General features: G+C 68.8%; 9 protein-coding genes and 2 pseudogenes. 4 read left to right on the forward strand and 7 right to left on the reverse strand.

All coding sequences use genetic code 11. From position 1 onward, the window contains the following. Positions 1 to 1115: 1115 nt before the first annotated feature. Both V6U81_RS25415 and V6U81_RS25420 read right to left on the reverse strand, forming a co-directional pair. Positions 1116 to 1808: a hypothetical protein gene (locus tag V6U81_RS25415; protein ID WP_334492820.1), complete on the reverse strand. Its 693-nt coding sequence runs from the start codon at positions 1806 to 1808 to the stop codon at positions 1116 to 1118. A gap of 526 nt (positions 1809 to 2334) precedes the next feature. Then, positions 2335 to 2460, reverse strand: coding sequence for a hypothetical protein (locus tag V6U81_RS25420; protein WP_334492821.1), 126 nt, complete (start codon positions 2458 to 2460; stop codon positions 2335 to 2337). 238 nt (positions 2461 to 2698) lie between these two features. Between V6U81_RS25420 and V6U81_RS25425 the strand changes: the two genes are divergently transcribed. The 3 genes from V6U81_RS25425 (at position 2699) to V6U81_RS25435 (ending at position 6199) form a co-directional block, all read left to right on the forward strand. Further along, positions 2699 to 4036: a hypothetical protein gene (locus tag V6U81_RS25425; protein WP_334492822.1), complete on the forward strand. Its 1338-nt coding sequence runs from the start codon at positions 2699 to 2701 to the stop codon at positions 4034 to 4036. A gap of 354 nt (positions 4037 to 4390) precedes the next feature. Beyond that, positions 4391 to 5350: a transposase family protein gene (locus V6U81_RS25430; protein ID WP_334492823.1), complete on the forward strand. Its 960-nt coding sequence runs from the start codon at positions 4391 to 4393 to the stop codon at positions 5348 to 5350. 372 nt (positions 5351 to 5722) lie between these two features. Next, positions 5723 to 6199 (forward strand): hypothetical protein, encoded by a 477-nt coding sequence (locus V6U81_RS25435; RefSeq protein ID WP_334492825.1) that lies wholly within the window; start codon positions 5723 to 5725, stop codon positions 6197 to 6199. A gap of 78 nt (positions 6200 to 6277) precedes the next feature. On the opposite strand, the gene V6U81_RS25440 is transcribed toward V6U81_RS25435, so the two are convergent. The 3 genes from V6U81_RS25440 to V6U81_RS25450 form a co-directional block, all read right to left on the reverse strand. Then, on the reverse strand, positions 6278 to 6847 hold the full coding sequence (locus V6U81_RS25440; protein WP_420884084.1) for an HAD family hydrolase: 570 nt from the start codon (positions 6845 to 6847) through the stop codon (positions 6278 to 6280). 73 nt (positions 6848 to 6920) lie between these two features. Further along, on the reverse strand, positions 6921 to 9626 hold the full coding sequence (fdhF, locus tag V6U81_RS25445) for a formate dehydrogenase subunit alpha (protein WP_334492826.1): 2706 nt from the start codon (positions 9624 to 9626) through the stop codon (positions 6921 to 6923). Further along, on the reverse strand, positions 9627 to 11363 hold the full coding sequence (locus tag V6U81_RS25450) for an NAD(P)H-dependent oxidoreductase subunit E (protein WP_334492828.1): 1737 nt from the start codon (positions 11361 to 11363) through the stop codon (positions 9627 to 9629). Positions 11364 to 11561: 198 nt separating this feature from the next. Between V6U81_RS25450 and V6U81_RS25455 the strand changes: the two are divergent. Next, positions 11562 to 12212 (forward strand): annotated as a pseudogene (locus tag V6U81_RS25455) (IS256 family transposase); the annotation flags it as partial. Here the strand turns inward: V6U81_RS25455 and V6U81_RS25460 are convergent. Together V6U81_RS25460 and V6U81_RS25465 are read right to left on the reverse strand one after the other, a co-directional pair. Beyond that, a pseudogene (locus tag V6U81_RS25460) lies at positions 12209 to 12391 on the reverse strand (transposase); the annotation flags it as partial. The pseudogenes V6U81_RS25455 and V6U81_RS25460 overlap by 4 nt on opposite strands. A gap of 340 nt (positions 12392 to 12731) precedes the next feature. Further along, a complete protein-coding gene (locus V6U81_RS25465; RefSeq protein WP_477463756.1) occupies positions 12732 to 15191 on the reverse strand; it encodes a hypothetical protein in 2460 nt (819 codons plus the stop codon). Positions 15192 to 15281: the final 90 nt, after the last annotated feature.

Below are 15281 nucleotides of genomic sequence, written 5' to 3' on the forward strand. Positions count from 1 at the left end.
TGCTTCAGGAGGTGGTCCCGATTCAGCCGGAACCACGTGGTCAGTTTTCAGGCGGAGCCGACAAAGCCCGCGGCGCGTCCGGCCACACTCTGGTGATCGCGACCAGCAGCGACGTGACACTCATCGTCCGCCGCGGCTGAATGTGTGGGTCCGTTGGGGTCGGGATCGGGGGAGCATCTTGGGAGCAGTCGGGTGCACTGAACGGCGTCGAACTGCACTCAACGGCACCGAACGGCGCCCAACGGCGTACGCTCTGACCTGCGGTCTTGCGTTTCCGCAGGTCAGAGTGGGTGTAGCGTCCTGCTTCACACGGAGTGCTCAGCCATATTGAGCAGCAGCCGACGGCGCTCTATGTCACCTGGCAGGGGAGTGTTCGCAGGTCGAGGCGGTAAGGACCTTGCCGGTGATCATGCCTTGCAAGTGGGTGCAGATTGTGTGCAGCTTGGCGAAGTGGTCACAGCGTCCGAAGTGCTCACCGGGGTCGGACGGGGGCAGCGCTCTGACCTGTGGTGATGTGGGCGAGCGGTCGGCGTGACCTCCCAGGGAAGACCGAAGTGGTCACCCCGCCCGACGCGTGGGCGCTGAGCAACTTCAGATACCAGGTCGATGGCTGGGGCGCGCTGACGATGCGGCCGAGTCATAGGTGTCCGTTTCTGCGTGCGTCTGTCTGTCAGTCCGGAGTCGTCCTGCTCTCTGGAAGATCAATCTCAGCAGCACCGCCCTGACCAGGGCTTGCTGCTCGGTGACCTCTCCGGCGAATCCGAAGTTGTCACTATCCGGGGTGAGGCGTTGACTGAGCAAGCCGTCGGACGCCGGCGCGGTGAAATCTCGCCGGCGGTGACGATCACTGCAAGATCAGGACCGCCGGAGGCATCTGGCGTGTGGGCGACGCCTGCGCGTCGAGATCGGTGACACCATGCAGGCTGACACGAGACGCATCATCGTGAACCCAGACAACCTGGTGCGGCGGAGCTTTCAGGCGTTCCCGGCGTCCGGCTGAATGACTCAGGGGCTGCGGTGGACCGGGCGGGTCAGGATCGTCGAGGTGACCGGATCGGTGGCGGCCAGGTCGTCGCGTCGCAGGCGTGCTCGTACGCGGCTTTCGCCTCGGGCCATCATCGCCCGGGGACGTGGTCCGGTGTATAGGCAGCGCGAAAGAAGCCACGGACCCTGGTCTCACCAATGCCCAGGTTGTGCTCGAACACCGTCGGCTTCGTCGGGGTCCCGGTGTTGAAGCTGATGAAGATGTCGTCGCGGCGGCCCCGGTTTGGGTCGTACACCCGCACATTTACCCGAGTCCCGGTCACGCTGTAGCCGAAGGCCAACACCTGGTGGTTGAGGGCCAAATCCCGGGGCTCTCTCGAAGCCACCGTGACGACACCGAGCGGCACCGGCACGCCTCGATCGAGGTCGGTCGAAATCTGTGGCCACTGGACTTTGATCGTGCGCCAGCCGACGCCGCGTTCGATGAGGACGCGACGGCCGAACATAGTGAAGCTGGAGTCCCCGTCGGGCAGGCTCATCCACTGGTAGTACTGGACGACTCCGGCGGGCACATGCCAGGAATCGACCAGGCGATGGACGAGGAAACCGTAGAGCGGGTCGTTCGGCGCGGGTCGCTCGGGAGGCGTCGCCAAACCGGCGCGCCAGTAGTCGAGCGCCGCAAAGATCATCCCCCCGCACAGGCCAGCGGAGGCGTCGCCCAAACGGATGGACCCCAATGGGGTGGGCAGGACGACGGCCGGCCGCGTCGGCCACGCATTGACGAATGCGAAGCCATTCTGTGATGGCAGAAAACTCTCCAGCATCCGACTCTCCCAGCCGCCAGCGCCGCCCGGGCACCGACCGACACTTCAGTCCTTCCAACGCTAGGCGGGGCACTCGACGGAAACGGTCGCCACCGCGACAAGGTCGCCTTTCCGACCGCCGACACCGGAGGCATGCAAACCTCTGCACCAGCAGCGTGACGCCTCGTCGCGAGCCAACGGTGCACCGGACGCGCCATCGGGACTGGCGGGGCTCATCGGCCCGGATGTCAACACCACGCTCGCCGCAGGCAATCTGTCGGCTACCCGGCTGCGGCGGCAGTTTGGTGGCGAGACCCTTTGTACGTACGGGAACCAGGGGGTCGCGAATATGCCTGCTGACGGCGCGGTGCAGGCCTCGGAAATCGGCCTGTTCGACGGTGAGGACGTCGACGTCGGGGAAGAGGCGCCTGACGACGAGGGGCCAGGGTGATCTTGGCGTTCTTGGGGAGCGTGCCGTCGCGGTGCTTGCGCAGCACCTCCGCGCGAGCGTCGGCAGCTTCCTTGCCGGTGGCGTGTCCGCTGTTGGTCATCCGGCGACGGCCACCGGCGGCACATCATCGGCGTCGAGTTCGTCCGAGAAGGCTTCGTCGGCGACGGCAGGTACCTCGATCATGGGAGTGAGGTAGCCCGCCGAACTCGCACCAGTACCCATTCATGGGATATGAGCCGCGTGCGCGCACCACTACTATACCGAATGTGGAGGGTGACCGACTGTCGGTGCATTTGATTGCGGCGTGCGATGTCGACCTAGTACGACAGCCCGGGTTCGTTATGTAGACGCTGGCTGATTATCGACGTCTACGCGGTGACGGCGGTCGGTCATCGGACACTACGCATCACGGTCGTTTCGCTACTGATACGGTCCGGATACGGCGTCTGGGGGTGACCGCATGGCGACCGATGTCTCCGTGATGCAGAGCCGGCTTTGGCCGGAGCAGTGGGCGATCGACGCTGCCGTCAAGACAGCCACCATTGAGCGGCAGATGCACATCGCGCTGGCAGAACCGGGCAGACAGCGGGACCTTCAGCGTCAGGCGACCGCCCAAGCGATCGTTACCCTCCTCAGTTCCGCCCGCGACGCCACTGAACGCGGCCGGTGGCGTTGGCGCCATCCCCACGACCGGTGGCGTGGTACCTCGGTGGTGCGGGCCTACCAGAGCCTGCACGCTGCCGAGGTCTTTCTCGTCAACCTGCTGTCGGATGAGCAGATTGCCGCCCTGATCCCGAACGTAGTTGCCAGAGTCCAAGCAACCCTTCATCCGGCTGACCCGCGCCGCACGTTGATCGACCGGCTACCCGACATGGCGGCGGCGAGGGCACCGGGCACGCGTGAGGTCGTACAGCAGGCGATGACCATCGGATATGAAGCGGCCGACCAGTTACATGTCCGCGTGCGGAACTTCCGCAACATCCTCATCGTCAGCGCGGCGCTGATCGCGGTACTGATGGCGGGTCTGGTCTTCCTGGTAGCCCGCACCCCGACGGCGATGCCGTTGTGCTTCCTTCCTTCGACCACCTCACCTACGGTTGCCGCTCCGGCCTCCTCGCCGACCACCGTGCCTCCCCTCCCGACCTCCGCTTCGCCGTCTCAGGCCGCAACCGCCGCCTCGCCGTCCGCACGACCGGTCGCGGCTGGTCAGGTAAACGCGGGGACGGTCTGCCCCAGCGGCGACAAGCGGAGCCCCTCTTCGGGGGACGTGCTGATCGTGGCCGGCTTGGGCCTGCTCGGCGGGGCGTTAGCCGCGGCGTTCTCCATCCGCGGATTGCGCGGGACGTCGGTGCCCTACGACGTCCCAATCGCATTGGCTCTGCTTAAGGTTCCGTCCGGCTCGCTCAGTGCAGTGGCCGGGATTGTGTTGCTCGGTGGTGGGTTCCTGCCTGGGCTGTCCGAACTTGACAGCCAGCGGCAGATCCTCGCATACGCCCTGGTGCTCGGATATGCCCAGCAGCTCGCCACTCGCTTCATCGACAACCAGGCGCAATCCATCCTGAACAGTGTGCCGAGCAAGGATCTGGTGGCGGCCCGATCGATCTCGTCCGCCCCAGCGCCGCCCGGGGCACCTCCCGCCCAATCCGCTTTCCAGGAGCCGCTGGCGGCGCCGCCGAAAACCGTCCGGGCCGCTCACCGCCCGGCCAGCGGGGGGCAGCACCCCTCTCCCCAACAGCGCAGCAGCCCGGATGCCACTGGGGCCGAGGCCCGGGAGCAAGCTGATTCCGGAGAGCGGTAACGGCCTCGCTGTGGGCAAACCAGTGGGACAAAACAGAGGTGGCGTGCGGATGGTCGGATGGTGGCGAGGTGGGGTGGCGCGCGCAGCATATGTAGTGGCCGGTGCAATGTTCGGCTACGCCGTGTCGTTGACCTCCCCGCACCGCGGGACCGAACGGTGGACGGTCTGGGCGGCCTTTGCGGTCGCGTTGGCCGCTGTCAGCGGCGGGGTGTTCGGTTACGGGCTGGCGCGGTGGCCCGAGGTAGCCGCGCTGGGGCACATCCAGATCCGCCGTGTGGCGGCTTACGTCAGTCTGATCGCCGTCGTCGGTGCAGCATTGCTTGTGCTAACGACCTCGTGCACAGTTGCGAATCCTTGAGCATCGATGATCGTGCCATGGTTGGTGCTGCGATCATGATGGATCGTCGGATGACAGGGCTGTCCCGGCACCGTGACCGGCTCGCCGCGCGAGCGCGTCGTCGCCGCATCGGCGCGGGCGCGAGGTACCGGTTTGGGTTCCCGGATCGGCTGGTGGCCACGCTGGTGCATCTGCGGCACGGGTTGACGCATGACGTGGTGGCCGCGTGGTTCGGGGTGCATCGCTCGACGATCACGCGCAGCGTCGCGGAGGTGCGGCCGCTGCTGGCCGAGCGTGGTCGCAGGGTGCATGACGGTGTCCGGCTTCGCACCCTCGCCGACGCGGTGGCGTACCTCGGTCACCACCCTCGGGCGTTAATGGACGCCACCGAGGGGCGGGTACGCCGACCGATCGCGGGACGGGCAGGTAGGGACCGGTTCGTGTCCGGCAAAGCCCGGCTCAACACGATGAAAGCCCTCGTGATCTGCGATCCGATCGGCAGGCTGTTGTTCTGCGGCGAGACACGTCCGGGCTCGATGCACGACCTCACCCAGGTGCGGACCGCCGGACTCGTCGACCTCCTCCTCCACGCGCCGCTCGGGGTCCAGGTCCTCGCCGACGCCGGCTACCAAGGACTGGGTGCCGAAACCGGCGGAGCCGTGATCACCCCAAGGCCCACGTCACGTAAAGGCCAGACTTCGCTGCCACCGAGCGTCATCGCCGCGCACGCGGCAGCCCGCAAACGGCACTCCTCACAGCGCATCCGCGTCGAGCACGTCATCGGACACCTCAAGAACTGGCGGATCCTGGGCCGCTACCACGGTCGACGCGACCACTTCGACGCCACCATCCGCGCCATCGCCGGCCTGCTCTCCGACCATCAGCACACCGACCGCACCGAGAACACCACCAAACCGTCGAAGGCCCTACCAGCCACACCCCACAATCGACGAGACGGCCTCCCTCGCTGCCGGTAGGTACCCCGGCCAATCACGCACGAGGTCGTTAGGCTCACTCAGCGCAGGGATGAGGATCTGCTCGGCGGCGGCTGTGGCGGCTTCCAGGCTCCGCTCGATGGCCGTCCTGGTGGGCCCGGCGGTGTCAGGCTTGCCGAGCAGGGACGGCAGCCAGGCGAGCCAGCGTTCTGCGGTCACCGCGAAAAGTTCCTTTGCGTCGTACCTGCTCAGGATGTAGCGCGCGGCATGAGCCGTTGCCGATCGCCAGCCGTGGTGAGCTGTTCCTGCTGGCCCGGCGTCAGCCTGTGCCATTGCAGGTTCGCTGGGCCGGCCTCGCCGATGGCGTCCAGCGCGCGGCTACGGGACTGGCGACCTGGACGTACGATCCTGCGCATGAACGTGTCGCGGGGCCGCCTGCTTGTCTGCCTTGTCACGCCGCTCCTGGCAGCCTGCAGCGTCGAGCCCTCCGGCCCGGTGGCGGCCGCGCCGGTGACGTACAGCTGCTGTGAGGCCCGGGACGTCGACACGCTGTACCAGCCTGGTCAGACCTTGACTGTGCACTGGACTGTCGAGTCCCCGGACGAGCCGGGCGGAACCCCACCGCAGGTCGAGTTGACCGCACGCTTGACCGGTCCGTTCGCGTCCGTAGGTGACCTCAAGGCCGCGACAGAGGGCACCGTTCCGGGGCTGGTCACCTTCGCGGCCGCACCGGTTCGACCATCCGGCGCGCCCGATGAACGACCCGTCAGCACCATCGTGATCGGTCAGCAGGCGAAGCCGGGGTACTACAACCTGGTCACCTCCTTGGTCGGCGACGACAACACGGCGAGCGGCGGGGGAAGCGTCGTTCAGGTAGTGCCCAGGTCCTGAGCGTCGGGGCTCGCGTCCCCCGTGTGACGCAGCGTGAACGACCCGACCGGCGTCCCTGCATTTGGACTTGAGCTGAGGTCAGGCGCTGCGGGCGCGTAGGCGGAGAAGGAGTCTTCGCCTTCGTCGAGGATCAGCGGCACGTCGTACATCGACAGGTCCAGCCGGGACCACCTCGCCGAGGCCGACGAGCAGGCGGCCATCCGGCTGTACCGCGTCGAGCGGCACGGTCTCGATGGCCCCGCGCGGGGTGCGTCGGCGTGCCGATCGGGGGGCGCGTTCGAGGAGTCCGCCCAGGTCCCGTGACGCCCTCCGCTCCGCGTACGCCTCCACGGTGCGCCCCGTCGCGAGCATCAGCGCGATCACCGCGCCGGCCAGGTACTCGCGTACGACGAGAGCCCCGGCCAGTGCCAGGACCGCGATCACGTCGACCCCGACCTGCCGGTGCAGCAACGACCGGACGACCCACGTGATCGCAGGCAGCAGGGCGACCGCGGTTGCGTCGGCCCACAGCAGGTCCGCGGGGCCGCGCCGGTCGGCGAACCACAGTGCTGCCCCGGCCAGCAACGCCGCCGTGACGGCGACCAGCAGCGCCCAGTCCCACCACAGCTTCTGGGCCTTCACCTCTCCTCGGCTGGGGCCAATCCGCATGCGCGCCTCCTGTCACCACGGGTGCCGGCGGGCCGGCCGACACCGCCTGCCGATCTGCGAGCGGTAGCGCTGCTCAATGTGCCTCGGGCCGGCTGGGAGGTCGGACCGGACGCAGCGATACGGCCGTCACCTTGTATTCGGGGCATCCCGTCACCGTGTCCGTGACGTCAGACGTGAGGGCGTTGGTGGGGGTGTCGGGAAAGTTGAAGGCGGTGAACAGCTGGCCGGGGGCGACCGTGTCGGTCAGATGGACGGAGAAGGTCACGACTGCGCGGCGGTTGGCCACCTCGACGAGGTCTCCGTGGGTGATCCGGAGCCGGGCGGCGTCGTCCGGATGGAGGTCGAGCACCTCGCGCGGGCAAAGCTCGACGTTGGGGGTGCGGCGGCTCATCGAGCCGCTGTTGTAGTGCACCAGCCGGCGACCGGTGATCAGGACGTACGGGAAAGCGGCATCGGGTTGTTCGCCCGGCGGCAGGTACGGTCGCGCGGCCAGAGCGGCACGCCCGTCCGGAGTGGCGAAGGAGTCGAGGTAGAGGCGCCCCTCACCGGGCTGGTCCGCCGCGCGGCACGGCCAGTGCAGCGGCCCCTCCCGGTCCAACCGGGCGTGGGAGATGCCGGAGAACGTCGGCGTCAGCGTGGCGCACTCAGCCAGGGCGTCGGCCGGGGTCGGGCAACCGAGGTCGGCTCCCATCGTCCGGGCGAGCAGTCGCAGGATGTCGAAGTCGGGCTTGGCCTGGCCGGGTGGCGTCAGTGCGGGACGGACCCGCTGCACCCGCCGATCAAAGTTGACGAACGTTCCGTCCTTTTCGAGGAAGGACACGGCCGGGAACACCACGTCGGCGAGCTGGGCCGTGCGGGAGAGAAACAGGTCGTGGCTGACGACCAGGTCGCAGGCAGCGAGGGCGGTGCGCACGTTTCCGCTGTCGGGGTCGGTCTGCGCGATGTCCTCCCCGATGACGTACATCGCTCGCACCCGACCGGCAACGGCCGCCTCGAACATCTCAAGAATGCGCAGCCCGGGCCGGTCGGGCACGTCCACGCCCCAGGACCGGCCGAAACGGACACGAACGTCCGGGTCGGTGACGTGCTGGTAGCCGGGCAGCATGTCCGGCAGGGCGCCCATGTCCGACGCCCCTTGGACGTTGTTCTGCCCGCGCATCGACAGCACGCCGCAGCAGCCTCGCGTGCCGACGGCGCCTTTCAGGATGGCGAGGTTCGCCAGCGTGCGTACTCCGTCGGTGCCGTGGGCGTGCTCGGTGATGCCGAGCCCGTAGACGATCGCCGGGCGTCGCGCGGTCCCGTACAGGCGGGCTGCCATGGTGAGCGTCTTGGGATGGACCCCGGCCAGGCGCGCGGCCTGATCCACCGGGTAGTCGCGCAGCAACTCGGTCAGTTCGGCCAGCCCGCTGGCCCGCGTGCGGAGGAACTCCTCGTCGGCGTAGCCCTCGTCGAGCAGCACCCGGGCGATGCCGTTGAAGACGGCGACGTTCGACCCGGGTTTGGCCTGCACGTGCACGTCGGCCATCTCGGCGAGGTCGATGCGACGCGGGTCGATGACGACAAGCCGGGCTCCGCGCAGCACCAGCTGCTTGATCCGCGCCCCGATGACCGGATGAGCTTCGGTCGGGTTCGCCCCGGCGATCAGGATGCAGTCGGTGCCGTCGAGGTTGTCCACGGAGTTGGTCCCGCCGGCGTAGCCGAACGAGGCGCTCAGCCCGACCGCCGACGGGGCGTGACAGAGTCGGGAGCAGTTGTCGACGTTGTTCGTGCCGAGGACGGCACGGGCGAACTTCTGTGCGAGATAGTTCTCCTCGTTCGTCGCCCGCGCCGATGAGATCATCCCGATCGCATCCGGCCCGTGCCGGTGCCGGATCTCGGCCAGCCGGGTCGCCACCATGGTGAGCGCCTCCGCCCAGGACGCGGGCTCCAACGGCGAGTCCCGGCCGCCGCGACGCATCAGCGGTGCGGTCAGCCGGTCGCGGGACCGGGTGAAGGCATGGGCGAAGCGACCCTTGATACAGGCGTGGCCCCGGTTGACGGGAGCGCCGTGCACGGGGGTGATGGCGGCCACCTCGTTGTCGCGTACGTGCACTCCCAGGGTGCATCCCACGCCGCAGTATCCGCAGGTGGTGGTGGTCGTCCGGCTGATCGGGCGAGGGTCGAGCAGCCCTGGTTCGGACAGGGCTCCGCTCGGGCAGGTGTCGACGCAGCCGCCGCAGGCGACGCAGGGAGAGGACACCCAGTCGTCGCCCGTGCCGGCCGCGACCACGGTGTCGAACCCGCGCCCGGTCAGGGAGAGCGCGAAGGTGCCCTGAACCTCCGCGCACATCCGTACGCATCGGTTGCAGGCGACACACAGGTCCCGGTCGAGTTTCACGTAGGGGTGGGAGTGGTCGACGCCCCGCGTTCGGATGGCCCCGTCGAACCGGCTCCCGGTCACCCCGAAGTACTCGCACGTGCGGACCAGCTCGCTGCGGTCGGCGGGAACGTCGAGCGCCCGGGCGGGCAGTTGAGAGACGAGCAGTTCCAGCGACAGCTGCGCCGACCGACGGGCGACCGGGTCGTCGGTGTGCACCAGCATGCCCTCGGTGGCGGGTGTCGTGCAGGCCGGCATCGCCCGTCCTTTCACGCCGACCAGGCAGACCCGGCACGACCCCTGTGGGGTGAGCCGTTCGTCGTAGCAGAGGGTCGGCACCACTGCCCCGGCCGCCTTGACGGCATCCAGCACGCTGGCCCCGTCGGCTACCTGGACAGTTACGTCGTTGACGGACAGCTGCATCTACTCGCCCGTCCGGCGCAGCTCGTCTGAGTAGACGTGCAGCAGACTGCGGACCGCACAGGACACTCCGCGTCCGAAGGCGCACAGGCTCGCCGCGGTCAGCACCTCAAGCAGCGGTTCATGGGCGGCCAGGGCCGCCTCAGCCTGGGTGGGTTCCCCGATACGCTCGGCGAGTTCGAGGCCTCGGCGGGCGCCCACCCGGCATGGCGTACAGGCCCCGCAGCTCTCCGCGGCCCCGAACGCCCACGCGTGCCGCAGGATCGCGGCGGCAGGCATCGCCGAATCGACCGCGACCAGACTGCCGTGTCCCAACGCGACACCAGCCTCCGCCAGCGGCCGGGACAGCAGCGGAAGATCCAGCTGATCCGGGGTGAGGAACCCGCCGAGCGGGCCACCGACCTGCACCGCCCGCAGCGTGTGCGGCTCGCGCAGCCCGCCACCGAGATCCTCGACCAGATGGCGCAGCGGCACACCGTACTCGACCTCATACACGCCCGGCCGGCGGAAGCGCTGGCTCAGACAGACCAGCTTGGTGCCCGGCTCGTCCGGATGACCGAGGCGGGCGTACCCGGCCCCGCCGTGCCGGACGATCCAGGGCACGGCCGACAGCGTCTCTACGTTGTTCACGGCGGTCGGCTGCCCTAGGTACCCGTGGCTGGTGGGGTAAGGGGGGCGGGCCCGCACATCGGCCCGCAGGCCGGCCACGGCGTGCAGCAACGCCGTCTCCTCCCCGGCGACGTACGAGCCGGCGCCACGCACAACTTCCACGTCGAAGTCGAAGTCCGAGCCGTGTACCCGCTTGCCCAGGTGGCCGCTCTCCCGCGCCTCGGACACTGCCGCACGCAACCGCCTGGCGGCCGTCGGGTACTCCGACCGGACGAGGATCACCCCATGCCGCGCTCCCACCGCGAAGGCCGCCAGTGCCAAGCCCTCCAGGATCCGGTGCGGATCGCTCTCCATGAGCAGCCGATCGCAGAACGAGCCGGGATCCCCCTCGTCGCCGTTGGCCACCACATACCTCGGCCCGGGTTCCCGCGCGGTCGCGGACCACTTCTTCGCCACCGGGAACCCCGCCCCGCCTCGCCCGCGCAGGCCCGACGCGGCGACCTCAGCCATCACCTGATCGGGTGAACCGGAAGCCACGACGCCCGGCCACACCTCCCAAGGGCCCTCGCCGCCGATCAACCCGGCCAGCACCACCGGACGATCCACCGCGCTCACGTACCCTATCTCCGCGGCCCGCATCTTCAACGGCTCCGCCCAGCCGGGCCTCGTCCGCCGCTCGGCGGCGCGCGGATCGCCGAACAACCCGCCGAGCAGCTCACCACTACCCGGTTGATCCCCGTCCAGAACAGCCGGCGAGTCGTAGCAGTACCCGAGACACCGCACGCCCTGCAGCGACACCGACCCGTCCGCGGCGCACTCACCCAGACGAACGCCCAGCGCCCGCTCAAGACGTGGAATGTGCTGACCCTGCGTGCTGGCGAAGCACGAGGTTCCCTCGCAAACCCGGACATGACGCCGGCCACGGCGCCCCTCGGCAAAGTCGGCGTAGTAGGACGCCGCCCCCGTCACGGCCGCCACCGGCCAACCGAAGTCGCCAGCGGCCCGCTCCAGGTCCTCGGCGTCGATCCGACCGTCCTCGTCCTGCGCCTGCCGAAGCCGATCCAGCATCCGTGTTCCCGGCCTGTCCAGGCGCTCCTGCAACTCGACGAACGCCTCGCGTACCTCGCCCACACCACCTACCCCCGTGCGACACCGACCCTCCCGAAAACGTACGTATGCGTCGGTCCGCCTTGGGGCCAAACGGTCAATTTGCCGGGCAGGGAGGCTGCCACCGCCACTTCGCGCCAGGGACGGACCTCACCGGCACCACGCAGGCTCGCTGGCTGCCACAGCCGATAATCCGCTGGTCAGCCACTTCCCTGCGTCACCGGCGAGAAGGACATCCTCGGACTGTGGGCCGGCACCGGTGGTGAGGGCGCGAAGTTCTGGATGAGCGTGCTGACCGACCTGCGCAACCGCAGGGTCAAGGACGTGTTCTTCCTCGTCTGCGACGGCCTCAAAGGGCTGCCCGAGGTCGTCACGAACGTGTGGCCGCAGACCGTGGTGCAGACCTGCATCATCCATCTGATCCGCAACACGTTCCGGCTGACGTCCCGCCGCTACTGGGACGAGTTGAAGCGCGACATCAAGCCGATCTACACCGCCGTCAACGCCACCGCCGCCAGGGCGGCGTTCGACGACCTTGCCGACAAGTGGGGCGATCGGTATTCGGCGGTGATCCGCCTGTGGGACAACGCCTGGGCCGAGTTCATCCCGTTCCTCGACTACGACCTGGAGATCCGCAAAGTCATCTGCTCGACCAACGCGATCGAGTCCCTCAACGCCCGTTACCGGCGAGCGGTCAAGGCCCGCGGCCACTTCCCGAACGAGCTGGCCGCGTTGAAGTGTCTGTACCTGGTGACCCGGTCCCTGGACCCCACCGGGGACGGCAGGACCCGATGGACGATGCGCTGGAAACCCGCGTTGAACGCCTTCGCCATCACCTTCAGCGACCGCTTCCCGGCCGCTGAAACCTACTAACCAAGCTCGCCGGAAACACCTTTAGCGAGACAGCCCCGGTTGAGGTGTCCGCGGTGGCGACGGGTGGTGGCGGTGCGGGTACGTAGCCGCTGGTTCTCGGGATTCCGGAATCCGTAGGCGTCGCGGGCGACGGTCTTGATGACCCGGTTGGTTCCTTCTGACCCGGCGTTGGTGATTCCGAAGGTACGCCGGTCACACCGACAGCCCCGGATCTTTCACCACCGCCTACATCAAAGCTGATCTCCAGGACGGGGCCGACGCGCTATCGGCGATGACCGGACAGCTACACCCATTCGCCAATACGAGCGCCGAGGCACTTGCCTACCAGCCCGCACGCCAAACTTCACGGCGTTGACCTTTAGCGGGCAGGCTGTGGGAGCACGTGGTCGTCGCAGTCGGGTAGCTTCGCCGGGTGGTTGATTGAGTGGGTGCGGAGTTCGCCGACCCTAGCGTCGTGGGACCTGCCGCAGGACCGGCGAACCGGCAGCGGTGGACAGTCGGAAGCCGATGGCGAGCACCCTACGCCCGGGTGGTGTCAAACCGCATACCGCTGGAACCCTCGCCGCGGCCCGGGCCCTTGCGGCGGGCTCGCCACAGGTGGGTCTGGCCGTCTGCGGACCGGCCCAGTGTCCAGAGGCGGGTCAGCCGAACCCCGGCACGGGGAATCTCCTCGTCGTAGATGTCCAGCGGCACGCCAGGTTCCAGGAACCTGCCGCGCGGTGGGATCGCCATGCCGCTGCCCGGTTCACGGATCGCGCCTCGCGCCAGCCAACGCGCGGTGACGCTGCCGGTGGTGTCGCGGTCGAATCGGGGCAGCAGGGGAATCCAGTTGCGGGGAACCGGCGTCTGCAGCAGGTATTGCCGAAGGCGGGCAGCGTCCGGGCCTGGCTGCGCTGTCCGCCGGGCCACCTCGTCCTCGTGAAGATCCAGCGGCCGCCCGCAGGGGCTCTGGACGATCTTCTCCACGGCCCAGGCCATGTTCGCCAGTTCGTCACGTAGGAGCAGGACGTCCTCCAGCGGACGGGACTCCTGGGTGGTCGGCAATGCGTCGAGCAGCAGCATTGCACTGCCGGCGTCAGCTGCGGCGTCGTCACTGGCAAGCTCGAACATCCGCCAGTCCGTGCCGGCTCCGTCGCCGAACGGGCCGATCGTGGTCGACACCCCGAAGGCGTCGGTCACGGTCACGGACGTCAGCTCGCACAGGGCACCGACGGGCAACGCGTCCAGCGGCATCGTGAACCAGTCGTTGCCGTACACGGTGGCGAACTCGACGAGGACGAGAGTCAGCAGGTCGCTCGGCGCGGCGGCGACGGAGCCGAAGTCGACCCGGCCGTCCTCCAGCTCCCACCAGCGCGGTACCGGCATTCCCGGGTAGCTGACCGGATTCGGTACGGCCTTGCGGGTGAAGGCGGCCGGTCCCCGCCCTGCCGCAGGTGTGCCGAGGGACGCTGTCGGGGTGGGGGTGCTTCGGGTGAAGGAGTACCAGTCGAGGTGCCCGCCGTCGTGTTCGGGTGCGGTGAGCAACAGATCACCGGAACCCGCCGCGAACGAATACTCCATGCGTTGCCGATCCCAGGCCGACGTGTCGACTGCGGGTTGGCTGACCAGATGGGTGCACCAGTCGTACCACTGTCGTACTGCGGTGAGGACGGCGGAGCGGTCGTTGCCGTTGATCGGTGGTTGTTTGGGCAGGGTCGGGTTCGCGCCCAGCGCGCCCTGGAAGTCGGCGTAGATCGCCGCGCCGTCGGGCGCTCGGCCCTGGGTGACGGCGAGGAATCGGCGGGTACGTGCGTCCAGAGCGGCCAGGTCCGCGGGTGGCTGCAGTGGGTAGGCGCGAAGGAAGCGAGCGCGGTAGTCATCGCTCTTCTGCGGATCGCGCAGGTTCGCAGTGATCAGACGCAGCAGGTGCAGGCCGGCCTCAGCGGCCAGCTGCACGTCATCGAACGGGCCGTTCGCGGGGATCACCCGCTCACGTTCCACGACGGCTTCCAGCGGTGTACCGACAGGCACATCGTCGGGCTGCATTCCGGCCGGCCGCCAACGGGCCAGGGGGGTGGACAGGCCGTTCACCTGCACGTCGACCGGTGACCCGGCGTCACTACCGCGCAGCTCCATCATCTGCCACTGTCTGCCGAGCAGCCACAGGGCGTCGTACACCTGGGCTTGCAGCCCGAGTTGCAGACCCTGCTGGAGGTCTGACGTACGGGCGTGCGGCTCAAGCCGTGTCCAGGACGTGATCGAGGCGCGGCTTTCGATCAGGATGCGGCTGCGCGGGTCCGGGAGGCTGGCTCCCCATTCGCTGGTGACGACGACGTCGCGGGGGCCGGTGGTACGCAGACCGTGCAGGTCGGGGAGCTGCGCTCGGATCTCCGTGTCGGTCCAGGACAGGATCGCCGGGGTGGTGATGTGCGGCGGACGGGGATCTGGGGTGGCGTACACGGCGACCAAGCCGAGGCTGCCGCCGGCCTGCGATCCGAATGCCCGCCCCTGCACCGTGATGACCGCCCCGGGTGCGGGGATGGCCGGAAGCACGCCGGTGACCTGCGGCAGTTCGCCGAGCAGGAAGGCCGCCGGCTCGGTACGTCCCCACGGGGTGCCTACCAGCAGGGGGCGGTCGCCGGCGCCGTCGAGCGCGTCGAGAGGGGGGACCCGTACGGTCACCGCCGTCGGGGTCCACGCCTCGATGGTCGCCGGCACGTCCCGCGGGCCCGGCGCCTGGAACAATACTGCTGAGCCTGCGCCGCGTCGGCCGAAGCGTACGCCGGTGATGGTGATCGTGGCATGCTCCAGCGCCCGCGTGGGATCGACTGCGGTGGTGGCCGGCGGTGCCTCCTCCTCGAGGAGAATCGACATCGGGTCGCTGTCACCGGCGTCGGTGTGCACGACAACCTCGAGCGGTCCGCCGGAACCGAATGACGCCAGCGACGGAACGCGGACAACGATGCTGGTGGCGGCCCAACTGTCGATGCTGCCGGTCACCGGCGCGGATCCCTCGACGGGAACGCGGAACCGGACCGCTGAGGCTTCCGTACGGTCGCCGAACGCCGCCCCGGTCAAGGTGAGCGGAGC

The sequence above is a fragment of the Micromonospora lacuserhaii genome (genome assembly GCF_036902735.1).
Lineage (GTDB): Bacteria > Actinomycetota > Actinomycetes > Mycobacteriales > Micromonosporaceae > Micromonospora.